Origin of the sequence: Acrocarpospora corrugata, from assembly GCF_009687845.1 — a bacterium.
In the GTDB taxonomy this organism is placed as follows: Bacteria; Actinomycetota; Actinomycetes; order Streptosporangiales; family Streptosporangiaceae; genus Acrocarpospora; species Acrocarpospora corrugata.
This window is the reverse complement of record NZ_BLAD01000041.1, coordinates 62,687-82,716: the sequence shown is the minus strand read 5'-3', so window position 1 is coordinate 82,716 and position 20,030 is coordinate 62,687. Positions and strand designations below refer to the sequence as shown.

Sequence of the window (20,030 nt, the reverse complement as noted above, 5' to 3'; positions counted from 1 at the left end):
TGGCGGGGATCAATTAGGAAAGTTTCCTAAACGTTTGAGGAACGTACGGCTAGCTCACGAAGGCGTCAAGAGCTCGAGATCGGTCTAGACCAACCCGTGACCCGACTGCGATGAATCCGCGCGATCGTCGCACTCTATCCCGCCGTTTTGCCTGGTTATGTCCACTTATAAACGTAGGATGACCGGCTGATGGTTTGCCGTCTTGAAGGTGTGTTGTGTACACCATAACGGTAACTGGTATAGACCGGCTGGAGTTATTTTGGACGATTGCCTAGATTGGCGGTCATGCTGGAATTGCGCCGCGAACTGTGCGCGTACGGCCGCCGCGCCGCCGAACTGGGTCTGGTCATCGGGACCTCGGGAAACCTGAGCGCCCGGGACGGCGGCCTGGTCGCGGTGACCCCCAGCGGAGTCGCCCTGGACGTGCTCGAACCTGCGGACTGCCCGATCGTCTCTCTTGACGGCCACTTGGTCGAGGGCGATCGCCAGCCTTCTTCGGAGACCCCGATGCACCTGGCGGTCTATGCCGCCACCGGCGCCGGCGCGATCGTGCACACCCATTCGATGTTCGGCACCGTCGTAGCCAGCACGATGACCGAACTCCCCCCGATCCACTACAACGCCATGCTCCTCGGCGGCACGATCCGCGTAGCCGACTACGCCACCTACGGCACCCCCGAACTCGCCGCGAACGTCCGCATCGCCCTGGAAGGCCGCACAGCCGCCCTGATGGCCAACCACGGCGGCGTGACCGTCGGCGCGACCCTGGGGGACGCTTTCGAGGCGACCCGCCTTCTGGAATGGCTCTGCGAGCTCTACGTCCGCTCCCTCACCATCGGCGAACCCACCATCCTCACCGACGCCCAACTCGCCGACGTGGTCGACCGCGCCCTCAACCCACCGACTTTCCCCAGAAAAGAATGAGGCTCATTTCCCGAGCGCCGCCATCCGCGCCAGGCCGAGCGGCAATCCCCCGCTCCCCGCGATCACATCGTGAAATGTCCGTAGGTCGCCGTCGAATTCGGCGCGGATGTTCTCGATCTCGATCGCGCCCGTCAGGTAGGACGGCGCCTGGGTCGGCCAGGCGCAGTACCGGCTGACCTCGCCCTTGGCCGTCCCCGGCGACAGCGACGCCTTCGTCGACATGAACGTCTCGGCTTCTTCGATGGTCATGTCGCCGCAGTGCAGCGCGGTGTCCACCACGATCCTGGCGGCCCTGAAGATCCGGCAGTCCAGATGAGCGAGCTCGGTCTGCGGGGTCGCGAAGTAGCCCTGCTCGTGCATCATCCGCTCCACGTACAGCGCCCAGCCCTCCGCGAAGTACGGCGTCCGGAAGATCTTCCGTACCCGCCGGGGGTTGCCCGCCATCCAGGCCAGATGCCAGTGATGCCCCGGATAGGTCTCGTGCACCGCGATCGACGGCATCTGCGCCCGCGAGTTCGTGCGCAGGCGCTGCCGTACCTGCTCCTCGGTGAAGCCGTCCGGGGTGTAGGGGACGAAGAACACCCCCGTGCGGGAGGGGGTGAGCGGTGGCGGGGCCAGGTAGTTGGCGACGGCCAGGATCGGGCGCTGGAACTCCGGTGAGGGCAGCACGAAGCACTCCTCGCCGTCCGGGAAGGTGACCAGCTGGTGGTCGCGGACGAAGTCGCGGGCCCGGAAGGTCTCGGCCTCGTACTCCTCGCGCATGGCCGCCAGCGTCGGCGGGTGGTCGTCCATCAGCGACTCCATCGCGGACCGCCAGTCGTCCGCGCCCAGCCGCCCGGCGACCTCGCCCATCCGCAGGTCCAGCGCGGCCCACTCGGCCTGGCCCTTCTCGTGCAGCTCGGCGGCGCCGTAGCCGAGCAGTTCGCGCTCGCGCAGCAGGGCCGAGTAGAGCTCCTCGCCCATCCGCCAGGTGCCGCCCGCCCTGAACTCCGCCAGGAAGCCGGCCAGCTCGTCGAAGGCGTCCGCCGCCGGTTCCGCCGCCGCGGCGAGCCTGGCCCGCAGCGCCGGATCCTCGACCACGCCGGGGATCGTCTCGGTGAGGAACCGCCGGGCCGTGAGCGCCTGGTCCAGACCCCGGCGGACGAGCAGGTCGGCGGCGAGATCGGGATCGAGGTTGTCCCGGCACGCGGCGAGCACGCCTGGCACCTCGGCCAGCCGGGCCAGCGCCGCCTCCACCAGCTCGGCCTCCGGCCGCAGCCGCTGCTGGAACGGCGTGAACAGCGACCCGAACACCGCCCCCAGGTACGGCGCGGGATCGCGCCGCCAGTCCGGCCAGCGCGCGCTCGCGACCGCCCCGCGCAGGTACGACAGCGCCAGCTCGTGATCGATCCGATCGTCCAGATCGGCCGGCACCACCAGGGCCAGGCGCTCCAGCCAGAGCTCGGCGGCGCGTTCCCTGCGCGCGAACCCGGCTTCGGTGAAGTCTCCCAGCGTCCGGTCGTACCCGTCCGCGCCGAGCAGGTCGGCCCGGACCGGATACTGGTCGAGATACCAGTCCACGAACTCATCCAGCAGCGTCATGTCGCGACCCTACATTTCCCCAACCGCACCGACATCGGTCACACTGTTCCCGTTAGTCCCCTAAATAGGAGCAATTCGGTGCCCCTGCAGATGACTGGCGCCCCCAGCGATCCCGACCTGATCCGGCTGCCCTGGGACATCCCGCTGGAAGAGTGGCCGGAGCACTATCTGGTCGCGCTCCCCCGCGGCATCTCCCGGCACGTGGTCCGGTTCGCCCGCCTGGGCGGCCGGGTCTACGCGATCAAGGAGATCTGCGAGCGTTACGCCAAACGCGAATACAAGCTGCTCTGGGATCTGACCCGGCTCGACACCCCCGCCGTCGAACCCGTCGCGGTCGTCACCGGCCGCACCGGCCTGGACGGCGAGCCGCTCGACTCGGCCCTGGTCACCAGGCACCTCCAGTTCTCCCTCCCCTACCGCGCGGTCCTGTGCGGCAAACTCCGCCCGGAGACGCTGACCCGCCTGCTCGACGCCCTGGCCGTCCTGCTGGTCCGGCTGCATCTGACCGGCCTCTACTGGGGCGACTGCTCGCTGTCCAACACCCTGTTCCGCCGCGACGCGGGCGCCTTCGCCGCCTACCTGGTCGACGCGGAGACCGGCGAACTCCACCCGATGATCAGCGAGGGCCAGCGCCACCACGACATCGAGGTCGCGCACATCAACATCTACGGCGAACTCCTCGACCTGGAGGCCGGCGGCCTGCTGCACTCCTCCATCGACCCGATGGTCTTCGCCGAGCAGATCGTCGAGCGCTACCACCGGCTGTGGAACGAGCTCAACTCCGACGAGATCATCGAAGAGGTCGACTGGCACATCGTCGACCAGCGCATCCGCCGCCTGAACACGCTCGGCTTCGACGTCGCCGAGATGATGGTCCGCCGCAAGGCCGGCACCGGCCGCCTCATCGTCCGCCCCAAGGTCGTCGACGCCGGCCACCACCAGCGCCGCCTGCTCCGCCTGACCGGCCTGGACGCCGAGGAGAACCAGGCCCGCCGCCTCCTCAACGACCTGGACTCCTTCCGCATCTCCAACGACCTCACCCACGAGGACGAGGCGATAGTCGCCCACCGCTGGCTGGCCGAGGTCTTCCGCCCGGTCGTCACGGCCATCCCGGCGGCCCTGCGCGGCAAGCTCGAACAGGCCGAGCTCTTCCACGAGGTCCTCGACCACCGCTGGTACATGTCCGAGTCGGCCAAGAAGGACGTCGGCCTGACCACCGCCGTCGCCTCCTACATCAAGAACGTCCTGGTCCACAAACCCGACGAGAAGGCCCTCATCAGCGACCTGGAGGAGACGCTCTACTGAATCGGCTCTTCCTCGAAGGGCAGGTAGACGCGGAACCGGGTGTCGCCGGGGCTGGACTCGACGCGGATGTCGCCGTGGTGTTTTTTCACGACGATGCGGTAGGAGATGTCCAGGCCGAGGCCGGTGCCCTCGCCGACGGCCTTGGTGGTGAAGAAGGGTTCGAAGATCCGGGGGCGGATGTCCGCGGGGATGCCGGGGCCGGTGTCGGCGATCTCGACGATGAAGTTCCCGGGGTCGCGGCTGGTGCGGACGCTGAGCGTGCCGGACTCGCCCATCGCGCTGATGGCGTTGTCGATCAGGTTGGTCCAGACCTGGTTGAGCTCGGCGGCGTAGGCGGGGACCCGCGGCAGGCCGCGGTCGTACTCCTTGACGATGCGGATGCCGGGCGGGATCTTCGCCTGGAGCATGGTGCAGGTCGCGTCCAGCAGCTCGTGCACGTCCACGATCTGGTGCGGGGCCCGGTCCAGCTGGGAGTACTGCTTGGCGGCGGCGACCAGGCCGGAGATCCGGGTGACCGCGTCGTCGATCTCCCCCATCAGAAGTTCGGTGTCGATCGTGTACGTCAGCCAGCGCACCGCGGGCTCCAGGTTCTCCGGGCCGATCGCGGTGGCGACCTGGTCCAGCCAGCCAGGCGAGACGCCCCCGGCGACCAGGGTGGGCGCGATGTCCCAGCCGGCGGTCACGCCGTGGTCGTCCAGCCAGTCGGCGACCTCCTCCTCGGCGTCGTTGGTGGCCAGCGCGGACAGCTGCGGGGCGTTGGCGGCGCACTTCACCGCCGACTCCTGAAGTTCCACCAGGTCGTGCAGGCGGCTGCCGTCCAGGCGGCCGTCAGCGATCATCGCGAGCTTGTGCCGCATCCCGGTGACCCGCTCGCGCAGCACCGCGGTGGCCCGGACGGCCGCCGCCGCCGGGTTGTTCAGCTCGTGGGTGAGCCCGGCCGACAGCGAGCCGAGCGCGATCAGGCGTTCCCGCTCTCCCACGATGGTCTGGCTGGCGCGCATGCCGAAGAACAGGCCCTCCAGCAGGTGCATGGCCATCGGGAACCACTCGCGGGTCCAGCGGCCGAACAGGTCGGCGGGCACCTCGAAGACCGTGACGTCGCTGACCGCGTGCATGGTGTTCATGTAGACCTGGTCGACCTGGTCGCCGAGGTAGGTCTGGGTGGCGCCGCCGTACACGCCGCGCTGCTCGGTTCTGGCGACCTCCACCTCGTCGCCGTGGATCCGCCGGGTGAGCGTGATCACCCCGCCGAGCAGGACGACGAAGCAGGTGGCGGGTTCGCCCTCGCCGTAGACCGGATCGCCGGCCGGATACCGCACCACCCGGCCGTGCTCGGCCAGCACGGCCAGCTTGCCGTCGTCGAGCGACTCGAACAGGAACAGCGTCCGCAGTTCCGCCGGGGTCAGCAACTCGCTCATTGGGTCTCCAGATAGCGGTGGATCAACGACACGGCCATCGCCCCCTCGCCGACCGCGGAGGCGACCCGCTTGACCGAGTCCGCCCGCACGTCCCCGGCCGCGAACACGCCCGGCATGCTGCACTCCAGATGGTACGGATCGCGCGGCAGCGTCCACCCCGGCGGCCGCTTGCCCTCGCTCAGCAGGTCGGGCCCGGTCAGCACGAACCCGAGCCGGTCCCGCACCACCGCGTCGTCCAGCCAGGCCGTCCGCGGCTCCGCCCCGATGAAGATGAACAGCCACGAGGTCTCCACCACCCGGCTCTGCCGGGACCGGGGATCACACAGGGTCAGCCGCTCCAGATGATCGCCCCCGTCCGCCGCGATCACCTCGGTGTACGGCGAGACCACGATGTTCTCGATCGCCTCGATCTGCTGGATCAGGTAGCTGGACATGGAGTTGCGGAGGTCAGCTCCCCTGATCAGCAGGTGCACCCGGGACGCGTACCTGGCGAAGTGCACCGCCGCCTGCCCCGCCGAGTTGGCCCCGCCGACGATGTAGACGTCCTGCTCGAAGCAGCTCGGCGCCTCGGTCGAGGCCGAGCCGTAGAAGACGCCGCGCCCGGTCAGCTCCGCCAGGCCCGGCGCGTCCAGCATGCGGTAGGAGACGCCGGTGGCCAGCACCACCGCGTGCGCGGCGATCGAGGTGCCGTCGCCGAAGTGCAGCAGCCGGGTGTTGCCGCCGGACTCCAGGCCGACGGCCTCCCGGGTGGTCAGCAGCTCGGCCCCGAACCTGAGCGCCTGCCGGCGGGCCCGTTCGGTCAGCTGCGCGCCGGAGACGCCGTCGGGGAAGCCGAGATAGTTCTCGATCCTGCTGCTCTGCCCGGCCTGCCCGCCGGTGGCGCGCTGCTCGACCAGGACGGTGCGCAGGCCCTCGGACGCGCCGTACACGGCCGCGCCCAGACCGGCCGGGCCGGCGCCGACCACGACCAGGTCGTAGAAGTCCAGCATCGGGTTGGTGGTCAGCCCGACGTGCACCGCCAGGTCGGCCTCGGTGGGCGTGGCCAGCGACTTGCCGTCCGCGGTCAGCACCAGCGGCACGTCCTCGGCGGTGAGCCCGGCCGCGGCCAGCAGCCGCCCGCCCTCCGGCTCGTCGGCCAGCAGCCACCGGTACGGCACCAGGTTCCTGGCCAGGAAGTCCCGCACCGCGAACGACGGCGCCGACCAGCGATGCCCGACCACCCGGACCTCCGAGGCGCGCGGCTCGGGGCTGGCCCGCCAGGCGTCCAGCAGCGAGTCCACCACCGGGTAGAGCTTCTCCTCCGGCGGGTTCCACGGTTTCAGCAGGTAGTGGTCGACGTCCACCACGTTGATCGCATCGATGGCGGCGTCGGTGTCGGCGTACGCGGTCAGCAGCACCCGGCGGGCCAGCGGGAACAGGTCCATCGCCGATTCCAGGAACTGGATACCGTTCATGTGCGGCATGCGGTAGTCGGCGAGCAGGATCGCCACCTGCTCGCCGCGGAGCTTGAGTTCCCTGAGGGCCTCCAGCGCCGTGTCGCCCGAGTCGGCCCGGACCACGCGGTAGCGCTCGCCGTAGCGGCGGCGCAGGTCACGGGAGACCGCGCGGGAGACCGCCGGATCATCGTCGACCGTGAGAATCGCGGGATTCGCCATGCGATCCATACAACCACGGTATGGCTAACCGCCGGAAAGTGGACCTTCAAGGGACATCAGCCGCTCCAGCGAGTCCCTGGTGCTCCGGCAGGCGTCGGCCGCGCCCGGCTTGTCCACCTCGATGCGGAAGGCCAGCTCGGTCAGCGTGTGCACCAGGGTCTCCAGGTCGGACCTGACGGCCTCGGCTCCGCTCGGCGGCAGCGCCGCGAGCAGTCTGCCGATGTGGGCGTCCAGCGATTCGACTGGCAGGGGGCCCGGGAATGCGGGCACGACCTCGTCGCTTGTCAACGCGATCCTCCTCGATGGCGAACTTCCGTGAGGGTAGCCAGCGGGCCGGGGCCCAGACTCCATCAACCGATGGATTCCGGGGCCTCCTGGGCGGCGTCGGTGAGCCCGGCGCTGTCCACGATCATGATGTGCCGGTAGCCGGTGACCACGATGCCGCGCTGCCGCAGCTCGCTCAGGGCCCGGTGCACGCTCGGCTCGGCCGCGCCCACCAGGGCGGCCAGCTCGACCTGGCTGAGCGGCACCTCGATCCGGATCCCGCCCTCGGTCCTGCGGCCGTGCGAGGCGGCCAGCCGGTCCAGCACCCGGGCCAGCCGGACCAGCACGGACGCGCCGCCCACGTCGATCCGGTGCCGGGTGGCCAGCCGGAGCTTGCGGGTGACGTAGCGCTGGACGGCCTGGGCGGTGGTCTGGTGGGCGTCCAGGAAGGCGCGGAAGGTGTCGCTGGCGAACATCCGCGTCTCGGTCTTGGTGGCGGCGGTGACGGTGGCAGAACGCGGCTCGCCGTCCAGCGCGGCCAGTTCGCCGATGAGGTCGCCGGTGGTCCGGATGGAGAGCAGCACCTGGCGGCCGTCGTAGGTGTTGCCGAAGATCTTCACGAAGCCGCTGACCAGGAGATAGACCTCATCTCGCCGGTCGCCTTCGTGAATGAGGGTCTCCCCGGCGGGAAACCTGCGTATGACGCCCTTGGACAGCAGCGCGTTCTGGTCGGCGCCGCCGAGCATGCCCATCAGGCTCGTGGCAGGCCACCGATCGTGCTCGGATAAGTGGCTCATAACGGTCGAATCGAACCACACGCGTACCGTACAACGCACGGGCTGTTATCGGACTGCTACCGGGAACGTTCCCATAAATCATCTTGCCCGACGTTTGTCCAGGTCACCGGCCTGGGCATCGAACCGATCATGGGGGAACTTAGAAGCGTTGGAACGAATCGAACTGTCCGCTTTCCGGATGACTGCCTGCCCGGAGTCATCCGGTATCTGGTCCTCGACGACCTGCCCGCCGACCAGCTCACGGGTGAGTTCCACCCGGTCGGCACGGTGGAGGTGCCGGGGCACATCGAGATCACCTACGTGGCCGACGGCCCGTCCCGGCTGGCCGAGCTGCCGCCGGTCGACGGCCTGGACCTGGACAACGTCCGCGATGAGGACCTGCCGGTCGTGGCCCGGCAGAGCGGCCTGCGCGACCTCAGCCTGAGCGGGGATTTCACCGACCACGGACTGGCCGTGCTGCGCTCGATGCGCGCCCTGGAGACGCTCAACCTGCGCTCGGACCGGATGCTCGGCGATTTCGCCTTCCCCGACTCGCCACTACTCACCGTACGGCTGCGCGGCCAGGCCCTCACCGACCAGGTGTTCGCCCGGGTCGCCGAACTGCCGCTGGCGGTGCTGGCCGTCTCAGGGGACACCATCACCGGCTCCGGCCTGGGCGCCCTGACCACGCCGCCCGACCTGGGCTACCTGCGGCTCGGCGGGCTCAGGTTCGAGCCGGGCCAGCTCAGGCGGCTGGGCCGGACCCGCAGCCTGCGGGTGCTGTCGCTGGCCGGCGCCGTGGACGCGGACGCGGTGCTGAGCCTGGCGCCGCCGCTGCGCGAGATCGACCTGGACCGGGTGCCGAGGGCGGCCTGCGCCCGGTTCCTGTTCGCGGGGCTCGCCGTCAACGGCCTGTCCGCCCCGCCGGAGCACGCCGACGCCTACGCCCGGATGCTGGCCGACCACGACCTCGGCCCGGCGCCCCGGCCGCAGCGCCCGCGGATCACCCGCCCGCAGGAGCTGCACGAGCTGCTGCGCGGCCCGGTGCCGGTGCTGCTCGACTTCAGCGAGCCGGAATCGCCGGTCTGCGAGCGCCTGGGCCCGATGTTCGACCGGATTCTCGCCGAGTATCACGGCGAGCTGGCCGGGGCCGCCATCGACGTCACGGTCGCGGCGGGCGCGGCCGAGCACTTCGGGATCAAGGCCGTGCCCAGCGTGCTGCTGCTGCACGGGGGGCGCGAGCTGCTGCGGGTGGGCGGGTCGCGGGCGCCGGCCGATCTGATCCGCGAGATCACCGGCGTGCTGCAGAAGGAATCCGTTTCGGTATGACTTGCCCGGCGGGCAAACAGAATGGAATTCTGTTCGCATGCGAACCACCGTGCACGGGATCGACATCGAGTACGAGGTCTTCGGGACCGGCCGCCCGCTCCTGCTGATCATGGGGCTGGGCATGCAGATGGTGGCCTGGGATGAGGAGTTCATCGGCCTGCTGGTGGCCGAGGGACACCAGGTCGTGCGCTTCGACAACCGGGACATGGGGCTGTCCACGCACGTCGACGAGCCGGCCGATCTGCTGGCGGCGCTGGGCGGGGACGCGGCGGCGGTGCCGTACACGCTGGAGGACATGGCCGCGGACACGGCCGGGCTGATGGACACGCTGGGGTGGGCGAGCGCGCACGTGGTCGGCGCCTCGATGGGCGGGATGGTCGCGCAGACGCTCGCCCTCGCGGCTCCGGCGCGGGTGCGCAGCCTCACCTCGATCATGTCCACCCCCAGCCTGGCCGTCTCGCCCGCCACCGAGGCGGCGATGGGCGCGCTGATGAGCCCGCCCGCCCGGAACCGGGACGAGGCCGTGCAGCGCGCGTTCGAGGTGTTCCGGGTGATCGGCTCGCCCGGCTACCCGATCGAGCCCGACCGGGTCGCGGCCGTGGCGGGCACCAGCTACGACCGCTGCTACGACCCGGCGGGCGCGACCAGGCAGCTCATCGCGATCATGTCCGCGCCCGACCGGACCGAACGGCTGCGTGAACTGAGCGTGCCGGCGCTGGTCATCCACGGCGACGACGATCCGCTGATCACGCCGCCGGGGGGCGTGGCCACCGCCGACGCCATCCCCGGCGCCAAACTGCTCACCTTCCCCGGCATGGGACACGACCTGCCCCGGCTGCTCTGGCCGGAGTTCGTGGCCGCGATCACCGAGCTGACCTCGCGGGCCGGCTAGATGTCGAGCTTGTCCTCGATGGCCCGGAGGTTGTGCCGGGCCATCGCCAGGTTGGCCCTGGTCCGGTCGAGGGCCAGATAGAGGAACAGGCCCTTGCCGCCGCGGCCGGCGATGGGGCGGATGACGTGGTACTGCGAGCCCAGCGAGATGAGAATGTCCTCGATGGTGTCCTTGAGGCCGAGCGAGTCCATGGTGCGCAGCTTGGCCTTGACCACCTCGGTGTTCCCGGCCGCCGCGACCTGGAGGTCCAGGTCCTTGGAGCCGCCGAGGACGCCGAGCGCCATCCCGCTGCTGTAGTCGACCACGGCCGCGCCGACGGCACCGTCGATGCCCATCATTTCCTTGAGTGATATGTCCATGTTCGGCATGGCATTGCTCCTTGTCGGTTCTATTCGTGCTCGACGATGGCGGCGATCTTCGCCGCCGTCTTTCTGCCCTCGATCCGCAGCAGCCCGAGATTGGCTCCCTGGGCCGCCAGCACGGTGAGGACGAGCTTGGGGCCCGCGGCGTAGCAGGCCGTGTAGCCGCGGGTGCCGGAGATCAGCGTCTCCACCAGCTCCCCGACCTGGGTCAGGTCGGTCATCCGGCGGCTCATCGAGAGCACCGCCGAGGTCAGCGCCGCCGTCTGGTCCACGCCGCCGGCGATGTCGGCCGACACGAGCATCCCGTCGGCCGTGCAGACCAGCAGGCCGGTGATCTCCGGCGTACGGCCGCGCAGGAGCATCATCTCCTCGTGTATTTCCCGCCGCAGATCCATGGAGAAGCCCTTTCCGGCCCGCTTGAGCCACGGGCGCGTGATCACTGGAGGGCCTCCAGCGCGTCGCGCAGCCTGATGAGCAGATTCACGTCCGTCGGGTCTCCACTGGTCTCCGGCATGATCGTGTTCGCTTTCCGGCCGTCCGGTCCCAGCCCCGGCCGCAAACCCGACCGGTCGGTACGGCGCGGCAACACCTGCTCCGGCTCGGGCTCGGGTTCCGCTTCGGATGGCGGCGGTTCCGGCTTGATCAGAAGATCCGCCGCGGCCAGCTCGCGGACGGCCACCAGCGTCGCGTACGCGGACAGGCCGATCTTCTTGGCCAGTTCGGCGGGGGCGCTCTCCCCATCCGCGGCCAGCAGGATCTCCCACTGCGGCCCGGACAGCGCCACGTGCCGCGACCCGATCCGCCGGACCGGCCGTACCGGCCGGGTGTCCAGCTCGGCCGACGGCCAGGCCCGATCCAGCCGGGCCCGCCGCCGGCGGCACTCCTGGAACAGCGCCGGCACGTCGAAGTACCAGTGCGTGCCCAGCCAGTGCCGGTCCCCGTCCTTGAATCTGAGCTTCGGCCCCGCCACCCCGAACAGGAAGAACGACGCGTCCAGGGTCGCGCCCAGCACGCACAGCTGCAGCTCCCCCCGGGTCAGCACGCCGCGCCTGACCAGCACGTCGCCGCCGTCCCCGACCGCCGCCTGCCGGGTGGTCCTGACCCCGTTGGCGCTGATCCGCCCCGAAGCGGTCAGCAGCTCCTCCACGCTCGGCGTCCCGGCGCACTCGACATGAGACACCCGGCCCTCGTGCAGATAGATCGTGCCCGCCCGCCCCGCCCGCAGCGCGCCCGTCGCGCCGTCGTCGGCCAGGCCGGTCAGGGTCGTCTCGATGCTCGGTTCCGCCATGGTTCACGAGGCGATCAGCTGGCGCGAGATGGTCTGCAGGCGGTGCCGGGCCAGACCCAGGTTGGCGCGGCTCAGATCGAGCCGCACGCAGATCAGCAGCGGCCCGTCGAAGGGCGTCTCCATCGGTTTGATCAGCTGGTAGCCCTGGTCGGTGGTGATGATCATGTCATCGATCCGGACCGTTCCATCCGGGGAGGACAGCGCCAGGCCGATCTGGGTGGCGCGGAAGGCCTCGCTCAGCCCGCCCGCCGAGCGCTCCGGGTCGGGGAGCCCGCGGGTCGCGACCGCCGTCCCGGTGGCGTGGTCCACGAGGATCGCGCCGAGCGCCCCAGGGATGGACATCGCCTCGAAGAGGCAGTCCTCGATTCCGATCACTCGTTACTCCCTAGCCGGTCGCCCACCAGAACAACCTGGCCAAGAGTAGAGAAAGCACGGAATATCAACTACGGGAATCTATGAGGCGGTTGGGGCCGGACGGAAGGATTAATCATCATGAGTAAGGATTGCCCTCCTGGTTGGTACTAATCGCATATTCAACGGAATTTTGTGAGGGTTGCTCATCTCGTTGGGGAGGCTGCGAGAATGGGACGATGGATCGGATACTGGTCAGCGCGTGCCTGCTGGGGAGGCGGGTGCGCTACGACGGCAGGGCCAAGACCAGCGACGACGCCCTGCTGACGGCGTGGCGGTCGGAGGGAAGGCTGGTTTCGTTCTGTCCGGAAGTCGCGGGCGGACTTCCGGTGCCACGCCCACCCGCCGAGATCGAAGCCGGCGCGGGCGGCGAAGCTGTCCTCAACGGAACAGCCCGGGTACTCCGCCCCGACGGCGGCGACGTGACCGACATGTTCCTCATAGGAGCAAATGCCGCACTTACCACAGCTCGTTCTTTTGGGGTACGGATGGCAATCCTCAAAGAAGGAAGTCCGTCTTGCGGCATATTTCGCATTTACGACGGAAGCTTCGAGGGGCGCAGCGTGGCCGGAGAGGGCGTGACGGCGGCATTGCTCACCGCCAACGGCATCCAGGTCTTCGGAGAAGACGATCTCGGCGCGGCGGCGGCGCATCTGGCCCATCTGGAGGGCACGGGTGAGCATCGAGCAGACACTCACCCGTGAGAGTCAGCGCTTCGTTTCGTTGATGGCCTCGCCGGGAGGTCAGTCCCTGGTTCCGCCGATGGTGAGGACGTCGCGGGCTTCCGTGGGAGCTTGATCTTGTTCTGATGGGTCTTCGTGGTCTGATGCTTCGGGGCGGCGGCGGATTCGCTGGAGCAGGAGGGTTCCGGCGATGGAGGCCACGGCGACCACGGCCAGGAGGTAGGCGGGGATTGTCGTGGTGGATTCCGGATTCGGTTGGGTGGCCGCCGCGGGGGCCGGTTGCGTGGTCGGCTGGGTGGACGGCTGGGTCGGTGCTGGGATTGCCGCCTGGGTTGTCGGCGGGACTTGGCCGGATATATCGCCCTTCCAGGGGAAGCCGGGGGGTTTGATCTCGCCCCAGTAGTCCTTGACCTCCATGCCGCCGGTCAGGTCAAACTGCGGTGGGGCGAGAGTCAAGGTCCCGGGGACGGTGAGCGTGCCGATCTCGTGGTCCATGAAGACGCCCTGGATGCCCTGGACTCGCCAGGTGCCTTTGGGGATCTTGACGGCTACCGCGTAGTGGGCGGGTTCAGGAAGGCGGGAGCCGATGAACTTGAGGACGGCGCCCTTTCCGTCGGTCAGGCGCAGGCCGGTCTCGCCCAGTTCCTTCTCCGTGCCGCCGAACGGGTGGGTGCCGTGCTGGAGCATCCAGTAGCCGACCGTGTACGCCTGGTCTGCCTCGATGCGATCGGGTAACGGATCCAGTTCGGTGACCGCCCAGTTGCCCGCGTACGCGGGGGCCGCCATCGCGGCCACGATCACCAAGGACCCAAGAATCACGAAAAGTCGTCTCATCTGCGCACCTCCGAGTGTTGTACACCGCCCGCACCCGCAGAGTTCCCGCCGCTTCGCCACTCCCGGCGGGTTATATAAATCAACCGTGATATGACGAAGTCGAACATCTGTTTGTACAGTCGAGGGATGGAGACACTGTTCCAAGGCTCCCTGCTCGACTGGGGCGACGACATCCGCCCAGGTCCGCTGGGTGCCACCGTTCACAGAACCCCGCTCGCCCACGGCGCCTGGATCGACATCCGCCCGGCCTGGATGGGCGGTGCCGACGCCCTGTTCCACCGGCTGGCCGACAGCGTGCCCTGGCACGCAGAACGCCGCCAGATGTACGACCACATGGTCGACGTCCCCCGCCTCCTGAGCTTCTACGCCGAAGAGGACACCCTGCCCGACCCGGCGCTCGACGCCGCGAAATCCCTGCTCAACACCCACTACGCCGCCGAACTCGGCGAACCCTTCCGGACCGCGGGCCTGTGCCTCTACCGCGACGGCCGCGACAGCGTCGCCTGGCACGGCGACCGCATCGGCCGGGGCCGTACCGAGGACACCATGGTCGCGATCATCTCCATCGGCGCTCCCCGGAGCCTGCTCCTGCGCCCGCGCGGCGGAGGCGGCCCCACACTCCGCCACGACCTCGGCCACGGCGACCTGCTGGTGATGGGCGGCAGCTGCCAGCGCACCTGGGAACACGCCGTCCCCAAAACCACCCGCGCGATGGGCCCGCGCATCAGCATCCAGTTCCGCCCACGAGGCGTACGCTGACCTCCGGCCCATGCCCGCGAAGCGTGCAACGCCAAACGGCGATCGACCCCCGGGCGTGATCGACTCTTTCTACGCGTTACCCATTCATCACATTGCGTGATCTCGTGGGATGTCCGATGATGACCGCCATGAGCAATCGCCTACCGGCATGGGGCGGCGACGCCCTCACCCTGGCCGCCCTCACGGGTCTGGGCCGCTATCCCAGGATCGTCTTCACCAGGGACGGCGCGATCAGCATTCCGCCTCGATGAAGCACCCATGGTGGCACCGCTGGTGGGACAGACATCCCCCATCGGCCGCACCCCCAGCTGTCGCCGATCAGGGGAGGCAGACTGGCGCAGCACACACGGTGATCGTGGGCCGCGATAATTCTGGCATCATCTCCACCGGCGACCACGCCATCAACACCCAGACCAACGTGCAGCTGCCCGTTCAGGCTCTGCGGCCGGTGAGCGACGTCGAGGCCCCGCCCGGTGTAGTGAACCCGCCCGCCCACGGCCACCCGTTCATCGGCCGCCAGGGGGAACTGAGCGACCTGCACGCCGCGCTGGCCTCCGGCGGTCAGGTGGTGGTCGCCGCAGTACACGGGCTGGGCGGGGTGGGCAAATCCACTCTGGCCGCCCGCTACGCCGCTACCCACGCCCAGGTCTGGAACCCGACCTGGTGGATCACCGCCGACACCGAGGCCGCGGTCGAGAGCGGGCTGGCCGCTCTGATGACGCAGCTGCAACCCGAACTGGCCATGCTTCCCCCCGAGGTGCTGGCGACGCGGGCGCTGGCCTGGCTGGCCGCCCACCGACAATGGCTCCTGATCCTCGACAACGTCACCGACCCCGCTCACGTGGCGCCGCTGCTGGGACGAACCCTGACCACCCGGCCCCAGGCAGGACGCGTCCTGGTGACCAGCAGGCTGAGCCAGGGCTGGCACCGGCTCGGTGCGCAAGTTCTGCGGCTGGACGTCCTGACCGAACAGGAAGCCCTCCAACTCCTGGCCCAGATCGCCGGCCATCACCACCCACCCAACCCCGCCGACAGGCAGGACGACAACAGCACCGGCAACGCCACGGCCGAGGCGGGGACCGAGGCGGGGACCGAGGAGCTGCGGGTGTGGGCCGGGGCCGCCGACCTGGTACGCGAGTTGGGCTACCTGCCGCTGGCGGTGGAGCAGGCCGCCGCCTACCTGCACCAGACCCGGCTCACCCCGCGCGCCTACCTGGCCTTGCTGGCCGAGCATCCAGCGGTCATGTACGACCAGGCCGCCGAAGGCGGCGACGCGGAACGCACCATCGCCCGCATCTGGCGCATCACCCTGGATCGGCTCACCGACACCCCGCTGGCCGGGCACCTGCTGCGAGTGCTGGCCTGGCATGCCCCTCAGCAGATCCCCCGCACTCTGCTCGACGACCTGGCGGACGGCCCTGTCCTGCAGCAGGCGCTGGGACGCCTGGCCGCCTACAACATGATCACTCTGGACCCGGACGGCATCACCGTGCACCGCCTGGTCCAAGCTGTCGCCCGCACCCCCGATCCCGGCGACCCCCACCGCCGGCCCGACGACATCACCAGCGCCCGCCACGAGGCCACCGACCTGCTCATCGACGCCTTACCCGAGACGGGCGACCCGACGGGATGGCCGGCTTGGCGGGTCCTGCTGGACCACATCGCCGCCCTGACCGACCACGCCCCCGCGAGCCTGGACACCACCGCCACCAGTTATCTCCTCGATCAGGCGGGGCAGTTCCTCCGTGAGCAAGGTTCCCTGACCCGGGCGATCGGCTACGTCGAACGGGCCGACGCCGCGAACGAGCGCATCCTTGGCCGCGACCACCACGACGCCCTGGCCGTCCGCAACAACCTGGCCAGCGCCTACCAGGCCGCTGGAGATCTGGGCCGGGCCATCCCCCTGCACCGGCAAGGCCTGGCTGACGCGGAGCGAGTGCTGGGCGACAAGCACCCCGACACCCTGGCCGCCCGCAACAACCTCGCCCACGCCTACCGGGCGGCGGGGGACCTAGGCCAGGCCATCCCCCTGTTCGAACGGGCCTTGAGCGGCTTGGAACAGGTGCTGGGCAGCGACCACCCCGACACCCTGGTCTCGCGTGACAACCTCGCCGGCGCGTACCAGATGGCGGGGGATCTGGGCCGGGCCATCCCCCTGTACCAGCAGACGCTCGCCGATCGGGAACGGGTGCTGGGCGACGACCACCCCGACATCCTGGTCTCGCGCAACAACCTCGCCCTCGCCTACCAGGTGGCAGGCGACCTGGGCCGCGCCATCCCCCTGTTCGAGCAGACGCTGGCCGACCGGGAACAGGTCCTGGGCAGCGACCACCCCGACACCCTGGCCGCCCGCAGCAACCTCGCCGGCGCCTACCGTGAGGCGGGGGACCTGGACCGGGCCATCCCCCTGAACGAGCAGGCCCTCACCGACTCCGAGCGCGTCCTGGGCGGCGACCACCCCACCACCTTGACCGCCCGCATCAACCTCGCCTACGCCTACCAGCTCGCAGGGGATCCGAGCCGAGCCGTCCTCCTGTTCGAGCAGGTCCTCACCGACTGCCGGCGGGTGCTGGGCGACGACCACCCCCACACCCTCACCGCCCGCAACAACCTCGCCTCCGCCTACCAGGATGCGGGCGACCTGGACCGGGCCACCCTCCTGCACGAGCAGGTCCTCGCCGACAGCCGGCGAGTGCTGGGCGACGACCACCCCCACACCCTCACCGCCCGCAACAACCTCGCCTCCGCCTACCTGAATGCGGGCGACCTGGACCGGGCCACCCTCCTGCACGAGCAGGTCCTCGCCGGCTCCGAGCGCGTCTTGGGCGGCGACCACCCCACCACCTTGACCGCCCGCGTCAACCTTGCCTACGCCTACCAGCATGCGGGGGGCCTGGACAGGTCCATCCGCCTGTTCGAGCAGAGCCTCCTCGACTTCGAGCGGGTGCTGGGCGGCGGCCACCCCCGCACCCTGACCGTCCGCAACAACCTCGCTTCGGTCTACCGGGAGGCGGGGGACCTGGACCGGGCCATCCCCCTGTACCAACAGATCCTCACCGACTGCCGGCGGGTGCTGGGCAGTGACGACCCCTCCACCCTGGCCGCCCGCATCAACCTCGCGTCTGCCTACCAGGCGGCGGGGGATCCGGGCCGGGCCATTCCTCTGCACGAACAGGCCCTCATCGACTGCCGGCGAACCCTAGGTCATGATCATCCCACCACGAAGATGGTGCAGGCCAACCTGTCGGCGGCGCGGCAGGAGCAGATTTGATCTTCACTTGAGATTCCGCCACGGACGCCCTGCTGCCAAACCTGCAAACGCATCCAGACCAGGAGCGCCGATGGTCCGCACCGAACGGTGGCGAGGATGCCGTGATCGTCACTCCGATTCCCGCTGCCCCCAGCCGATGCCCGCGAGACGTGCGAGGCGTGCGCTGACCCCCAGCCGATTCCGGCCAGGCGTGCGCTGACCCCCAGCCGATCTCCAGCCGATTCTCAGCCGGGAAACCGGATGAACGACGGCGGCACGTGATCGGTGAGCCAGACCCCGTTGACGCTGCGGAAGAAGATCTGCCCGGCCTCGTGCATGGCACCCGCGTCGACGGACAGCACGACCGGACGTCCCCGCCGCGCCCCGACCTTGGTCGCGGTCTCCCGATCCGGCGACAGATGCACATGTTGACGGCGCATCTTCAGCAACCCGTCCACCTGGATCCCCGGCACACTCGCCGCGACCGTCCCATGAAACAGAAACGCGGGCGGCTCAACCTCCGGCAAGCCGAGATCGACTTCCACCGTATGTCCCTGATTCGCGCGAATCCGATCGCCCTCGATCACGAACCGCTGCTTGTCATTCCCCGCCACCGCATCGGCCAACTCACCCTCCGAGATCGGAAAACCGTGCGCCCCGGCCGCCGCCAGCAACTCCGGCACCCCCACCCACCCATTGGCGTCCAGCGTGATCCCGATCCGCTCAGGCTGATGCCGCAGGTGCTTGGACAGGTATTTGGATACCTTCACCAACCGCCGCTCGTCAGTCACCAACGTCACATCCATTCCCATCCCGGCGACATCACCCACCGAATCGTGGCCGAATCCACCCCCCAAACGCCATCGGGTTTCGACAACGCCCTCCACAATTCCGACCAGCCACCCGGGTGACGTGTGGCGGAATGCCGCAGGAGATTCCAACCAGGCGACAATCCTCCGGTAGCCCCGCAACCACTGGCGCTGCGGACACGCGCACAAATGCGCAGCAGATTCCAACCAGACGACGCTCCCCCGATAGCCCCGCAACCACCGGCGCTGCGGACACGCGCACAAATGCGCAGCAGATTCCAACCAGACGACGCTCCCCCGATAGCCCCGCAACCACCGGCGCTGCGGGCGCGCGCACAAATGGGTAGGAGAGTCCAGTCAGGCGACGGTTCTTCGGTAGCGTAAGTTGCGGCGGGCCAGGCCGTGGTCGTTGAGGGTGTGGGTGATGAGGCGGGTCGCGCGGCGTAGTGTCATGTCGTCCAGGTGGCCGTACCCGAGGACGACGCCGTTGCGGTGGTGGCCGTTCGGGTGGCAGTAGGCGGTCAGGTCGGTGGCGATCAGTTCGGCGTGGCGGAGGCTGCGGACGATTTCCGCGGCCCGGACGTCGGCGGGGAGCAGCAGTGTCGCTGACGAGCCTGAATCCGTGCCGACCAGGCCGACTTCGGCGAAGCCGCCGAGCGCGGCCCGGACCAGGAGGCGTTTGGGCTGGTAGAGGCTGGGCAGCCGGGCCAGCCGCCGGGCCACGGAACCTGAGCTGAGCAGTTCGGCGATGGCCCGCTGGCAGACGGCCGACGGCTGTTCGCGCCCGCTGGACACCCGGTCGGCCAGCACCTCGGCCAGGCGGCGGGGGACGACCAGGTAGGCGAGCTGCGCCGCCGGGGTGAGCACCTCGGTGAAGGTGCCGATCATCACGGTCGAGCCGGCGTCGCCGATCGCCATCAGGCTGGGCAGCGGGCTGCCGCCGACGTTGAACACCCCGTCAGCGGCCGGTTCGACCACTAACCGCCCCCGCTGCGCCGCCCAGTCGGCGATCCGCTGCCGCCGCTCGGACGACATCCGCACCCCCAGCGGATCGTTGCGCTCCGGCATCAGCACCACGATGTCGCAATCGCCCGGGATCGGCTCGGGCCGCGCGCCCTCCTCGTGCACAGCCAGCGGGACCACGATCCCGTGCGCGGCCAGCACGGCCCGCATTCTCGGCGGCGCGGGATCCTCCAAGCCGATCACCACCCGCTTCCCGGCCACTCGCTTCCCGGCCACCTGCACCCCGGCCGCCTGCACCCCGGCCGCCTGCTTCCCGACAGCCTGCTTCTCGGCCGCCTGCACCCGGCCGCCTGCTTCTCGGCCGCCTGCACGGTCGCAGTAGTACAGGTAGATGGCGCCGCCGGTGCACTTGCAGTAGCCCTCCCAACCGCAGGCCTGGGCCTCGACGTGCGGGACCACCTTGTCGACCATCCTGTCGGCGATCCGTCGTACCAGCTCTTTCATGACCACTCCCTTCACCGGACGTG

At 69.6% G+C, this 20,030-nt stretch carries 20 protein-coding genes; 8 read left to right on the top strand and 12 right to left on the bottom strand.

The window, feature by feature from the left end:
* Positions 1–285 precede the first annotated feature (285 nt).
* Positions 286–924 carry a class II aldolase/adducin family protein gene (locus Acor_RS08870; protein ID WP_155336082.1) on the top strand — a complete coding sequence of 213 codons (639 nt, stop codon included), beginning with the start codon at positions 286–288 and terminating at the stop codon, positions 922–924.
* 3 nt (positions 925–927) lie between these two features.
* Here the strand turns inward: Acor_RS08870 and Acor_RS08865 are convergent, their stop codons facing one another.
* On the bottom strand, positions 928–2,505 hold the full coding sequence (locus Acor_RS08865) for a DUF885 domain-containing protein (protein ID WP_155336081.1): 1,578 nt from the start codon (positions 2,503–2,505) through the stop codon (positions 928–930).
* 78 nt (positions 2,506–2,583) lie between these two features.
* On the opposite strand from Acor_RS08865, the gene Acor_RS08860 reads away from it, so the two are divergent.
* Positions 2,584–3,810: a DUF4032 domain-containing protein gene (locus tag Acor_RS08860; RefSeq protein ID WP_218034195.1), complete on the top strand. Its 1,227-nt coding sequence runs from the start codon at positions 2,584–2,586 to the stop codon at positions 3,808–3,810.
* Here Acor_RS08860 and Acor_RS08855 read toward each other — a convergent pair.
* The 4 genes from Acor_RS08855 to Acor_RS08840 form a co-directional block, all read right to left on the bottom strand.
* Positions 3,804–5,228: an ATP-binding protein gene (locus tag Acor_RS08855; RefSeq protein ID WP_155336080.1), complete on the bottom strand. Its 1,425-nt coding sequence runs from the start codon at positions 5,226–5,228 to the stop codon at positions 3,804–3,806. The genes Acor_RS08860 and Acor_RS08855 overlap by 7 nt on opposite strands.
* Positions 5,225–6,892, bottom strand: coding sequence for an NAD(P)/FAD-dependent oxidoreductase (locus Acor_RS08850; RefSeq protein WP_246238513.1), 1,668 nt, complete (start codon positions 6,890–6,892; stop codon positions 5,225–5,227). The genes Acor_RS08855 and Acor_RS08850 overlap by 4 nt, the downstream gene beginning before the upstream one ends.
* A gap of 15 nt (positions 6,893–6,907) precedes the next feature.
* Positions 6,908–7,171 (bottom strand): hypothetical protein, encoded by a 264-nt coding sequence (locus Acor_RS08845; protein WP_155336079.1) that lies wholly within the window; start codon positions 7,169–7,171, stop codon positions 6,908–6,910.
* A gap of 62 nt (positions 7,172–7,233) precedes the next feature.
* Positions 7,234–7,944 (bottom strand): Crp/Fnr family transcriptional regulator, encoded by a 711-nt coding sequence (locus Acor_RS08840; protein ID WP_155336078.1) that lies wholly within the window; start codon positions 7,942–7,944, stop codon positions 7,234–7,236.
* Positions 7,945–8,073: 129 nt separating this feature from the next.
* Between Acor_RS08840 and Acor_RS08835 the strand changes: the two genes are divergently transcribed.
* Positions 8,074–9,252, top strand: a complete 1,179-nt coding sequence (locus Acor_RS08835; RefSeq protein ID WP_155336077.1) for a thioredoxin family protein — start codon at positions 8,074–8,076, stop codon at positions 9,250–9,252.
* A 37-nt stretch (positions 9,253–9,289) separates the two neighbouring features.
* A complete protein-coding gene (locus Acor_RS08830) occupies positions 9,290–10,144 on the top strand; it encodes an alpha/beta fold hydrolase (RefSeq protein WP_155336076.1) in 855 nt (284 codons plus the stop codon).
* Here the strand turns inward: Acor_RS08830 and Acor_RS08825 are convergent.
* The 4 genes from Acor_RS08825 to Acor_RS08810 are packed head-to-tail and all read right to left on the bottom strand — an operon-like array spanning position 10,141 to position 12,169.
* The gene (locus Acor_RS08825; protein WP_155336075.1) at positions 10,141–10,512 is read right to left on the bottom strand and encodes a hypothetical protein; all 372 of its coding nucleotides are present in this window, start codon (positions 10,510–10,512) and stop codon (positions 10,141–10,143) included. The two genes, Acor_RS08830 and Acor_RS08825, sit on opposite strands and share 4 nt — an antisense overlap.
* A 20-nt stretch (positions 10,513–10,532) precedes the next feature.
* Entirely contained in the window at positions 10,533–10,946 is a 414-nt protein-coding gene (locus Acor_RS08820) for a roadblock/LC7 domain-containing protein (protein ID WP_246238512.1), read from the bottom strand.
* Complete coding sequence (locus Acor_RS08815; RefSeq protein WP_155336074.1) at positions 10,943–11,794, bottom strand: condensation domain-containing protein; 852 nt, start codon at positions 11,792–11,794, stop codon at positions 10,943–10,945. Before Acor_RS08815 ends, Acor_RS08820 begins: the two co-directional genes overlap by 4 nt.
* 3 nt (positions 11,795–11,797) lie before the next feature.
* Positions 11,798–12,169 (bottom strand): roadblock/LC7 domain-containing protein, encoded by a 372-nt coding sequence (locus Acor_RS08810; protein WP_155336073.1) that lies wholly within the window; start codon positions 12,167–12,169, stop codon positions 11,798–11,800.
* Between the two features lie 215 nt (positions 12,170–12,384).
* Here Acor_RS08810 and Acor_RS08805 point away from each other — a divergent pair, with 215 nt between their 5' ends.
* Positions 12,385–12,909, top strand: a complete 525-nt coding sequence (locus Acor_RS08805; RefSeq protein ID WP_155336072.1) for a 2-thiouracil desulfurase family protein — start codon at positions 12,385–12,387, stop codon at positions 12,907–12,909.
* Positions 12,910–12,948: 39 nt separating this feature from the next.
* Here the strand turns inward: Acor_RS08805 and Acor_RS08800 are convergent, their stop codons facing one another.
* Positions 12,949–13,722: a hypothetical protein gene (locus tag Acor_RS08800; RefSeq protein WP_155336071.1), complete on the bottom strand. Its 774-nt coding sequence runs from the start codon at positions 13,720–13,722 to the stop codon at positions 12,949–12,951.
* 126 nt (positions 13,723–13,848) lie between these two features.
* Between Acor_RS08800 and Acor_RS08795 the strand changes: the two genes are divergently transcribed.
* From Acor_RS08795 to fxsT, 3 genes are all read left to right on the top strand, one after another.
* Positions 13,849–14,481 (top strand): alpha-ketoglutarate-dependent dioxygenase AlkB, encoded by a 633-nt coding sequence (locus Acor_RS08795; RefSeq protein WP_155336070.1) that lies wholly within the window; start codon positions 13,849–13,851, stop codon positions 14,479–14,481.
* Positions 14,482–14,609: 128 nt separating this feature from the next.
* Positions 14,610–14,732, top strand: coding sequence for a hypothetical protein (locus Acor_RS45380; protein ID WP_281353184.1), 123 nt, complete (start codon positions 14,610–14,612; stop codon positions 14,730–14,732).
* A 104-nt stretch (positions 14,733–14,836) separates the two neighbouring features.
* Entirely contained in the window at positions 14,837–17,752 is a 2,916-nt protein-coding gene (fxsT, locus tag Acor_RS08790; RefSeq protein WP_170316854.1) for an FxSxx-COOH system tetratricopeptide repeat protein, read from the top strand.
* 224 nt (positions 17,753–17,976) lie between these two features.
* On the opposite strand, the gene Acor_RS08785 is transcribed toward fxsT, so the two are convergent.
* Together Acor_RS08785 and Acor_RS08780 are read right to left on the bottom strand one after the other, a co-directional pair.
* Positions 17,977–18,561 carry an RNA 2'-phosphotransferase gene (locus Acor_RS08785; protein WP_246238511.1) on the bottom strand — a complete coding sequence of 195 codons (585 nt, stop codon included), beginning with the start codon at positions 18,559–18,561 and terminating at the stop codon, positions 17,977–17,979.
* A 336-nt stretch (positions 18,562–18,897) separates the two neighbouring features.
* Positions 18,898–20,007 (bottom strand): aminotransferase-like domain-containing protein, encoded by a 1,110-nt coding sequence (locus Acor_RS08780; RefSeq protein WP_155336068.1) that lies wholly within the window; start codon positions 20,005–20,007, stop codon positions 18,898–18,900.
* Between the last annotated feature and the right edge of the window lie 23 nt (positions 20,008–20,030).